This window comes from Okeania sp. SIO3I5 (assembly GCF_010672085.1).
GTDB lineage: Bacteria > Cyanobacteriota > Cyanobacteriia > Cyanobacteriales > Microcoleaceae > Trichodesmium.
This window is the reverse complement of sequence record NZ_JAAHHT010000056.1, coordinates 42,569-44,868: the sequence shown is the minus strand read 5'-3', so window position 1 is coordinate 44,868 and position 2,300 is coordinate 42,569. Positions and strand designations below refer to the sequence as shown.

The 2,300-nt window shown below is 38.9% G+C and carries 1 protein-coding gene; it reads left to right on the top strand.

Annotated elements, in window-relative coordinates; genetic code table 11:
• The first annotated feature begins 251 nt into the window (after positions 1-251).
• Entirely contained in the window at positions 252-1,934 is a 1,683-nt protein-coding gene (locus F6K40_RS15225) for a hypothetical protein (protein ID WP_293137228.1), read from the top strand.
• Positions 1,935-2,300: the final 366 nt, after the last annotated feature.

The window sequence follows — 2,300 nt, the reverse complement described above, 5'->3', positions numbered from 1 at the left end:
ACATAGCAGTTTGAAGACGACGGAGATATACACCCATATTACGTCAAAGGGATTTGAGAATCTCAAGTCGCCGCTGGATGATATGGATGTTTGAAGTGGTAGACATATACCTCCAAATCGGGGGTATATGCGCACGTTTTGAGTAATGACACAGTAAAAATAAACGGAACAGTACCGATTACTGATATTATTATAGGCAATTAAAGAAAGCCTATAACAACCACTAAAGAAGAATTAAAAAGGTTTGAGATATGTATGCACAAGTAAAGAAACCAAAAGAGAATAAAAGTAAGGCTGTTGCTAATTCAGTTTCTCAGAAAAAGATTAATGGGTCGCAAGGTTTTGGGTTTGTGGATAATCGTTCTGAGAGTCTTGCACGGAGAAACATACAGACTCAAATGAGAAGACCATCTACTCAAAAGAAAGAAAGCAGTGCAGAGCTACCTAGCAACCTGAAATCTGGAATAGAAAATCTTTCTGGTTACTCAATAACTGAAGCCAAAGTATATAGAAACTCCTCCAAAACAGCAGCACTCCAAGCCAGTGCCTATTCTCCAGAAACAAATATTCACTTAGCACCTAGAAAAGAGAAATTTGAATCTGTGAAAAGCAGGTCATTAGCAAATGTACAAAGGAAAATCAACAATCTGAAAACAAAACCTTCAACCAACCAACCTAGGCTGCAACCTGAAACCAATACAGGTTTGACAAATCCTTTTAAAAAAAGTGGAGAATACGAACACTACCAAGCAGAGCATATACCTTTAGTAACGGGAAACGTGATCCAATTAACGCAATTTACCGAACAGGAAACAGGAGGTTATGGACAATTAGATACAGACATAGCAAAGGAGGTATTAGACTTTTTAAGTGCCTATCAAGCTAATGATCCAGATATAGATTCAGAAGTACAAAAAAAGGTTTGGGAAGATATAGAAACGCAAATCAAGGAGCACAAATATGGCGTCGGCAAGGAACAGGCAGAAAACATCAGGGGTTTCTTCGACCAGATCAAAGAAACATTACCAGAAAAAGATCAACAGCCTGCAATGATGGAGGAAGAATACCCAGAACTCGAACAAGAAGAATACTGGAAAGAAGAAGTGGGAACACGCTCGCGGGAACAAATTGAATTTTTGGAAAAAGTAGTAAGAGTTGCCCGTGAGATCGTACCGATAGCATTCAACAGGGAGATTGAGAAGGAGGCTAACTTGGATCTGCAAGACACAAATCAGGTGGTGACAGACAGAGATTGGGTAAATGATAAATATTTATGTGTCGAGGAGATTGTTAAAAAATTCTCTGGGATACTACAAAGAGCAAATCTTGGCAACAAACAAAAATATATACACCCCGCAGTACATGAGAGGATCATCATACTAGTCAACAAAGTTGTAGAAAAAATTGTAGAAAAAAATTCAGTTCAAGAATCGGCATTGAGAATGGAGATGGCTGGTCAATGCAAAACGTATGCAACGTTAGTATATGGCCTTATTATCCAGAATGACCGAGAAAAGCTTTTGGATCCTAAAATACAGTTTATGCATGAGCATGTATACGTATCAGTAAAAGTAGGAGGGCAAGACTATGCGATAGACGCATGGCTCCAGGATCAAAAAAGTCAAGGAACAGGAGTAACTATGAAGTCGGAGCACTTAAACTTGTTCAAGGAGCGCCAAGCTAATAAAAACAGCAAGAAGTGGGACGAGAAACAGGATGAAGAGGATAAACAGAAAAAGATACAAGAACAAGAATTTCAACAACAACTATTTAAATACAACACCAAAGAAATAACAGATAACATTAACAAGCAGTATCAGCGTTACAAAGAGGTATATAAGTTGTGGAAGGAGAAGGAGGCGGAATTCGAAACATATGCAAAGGAATTTTTATCGACACCTAAACACCAAGCACGCGGCACTGGATCAATGTAGTACAGTCTAATCAACTTCGACCATTGGGACAGAAATACGGGCCAAAGAAGATGTGCCATGCAGCTAAAAGGAATGATATCAATCATATGTGGGATAGCCAACAATAAGCCCATATCAATTGGGCTAAAAGCCATTGAAACGTCTTTTAGCCCAATTGATATGAGGAGGTGCACATTAACAGCCAAATCGGGGGTATATGTGCAGCTTTGAGCAATGATCCCAGTGCAAAGTGAGTTCGGAGTTCGGAGTTCGGAGAAATAATAAGGTTGATATGATCAGCTTTTGAGGATTTGCCTTGCTCGCTAATTAAATGTCAATAAGTTCTCTTTATTGATGATTTTCGACCTTTTTGGAGGGGATAACCCA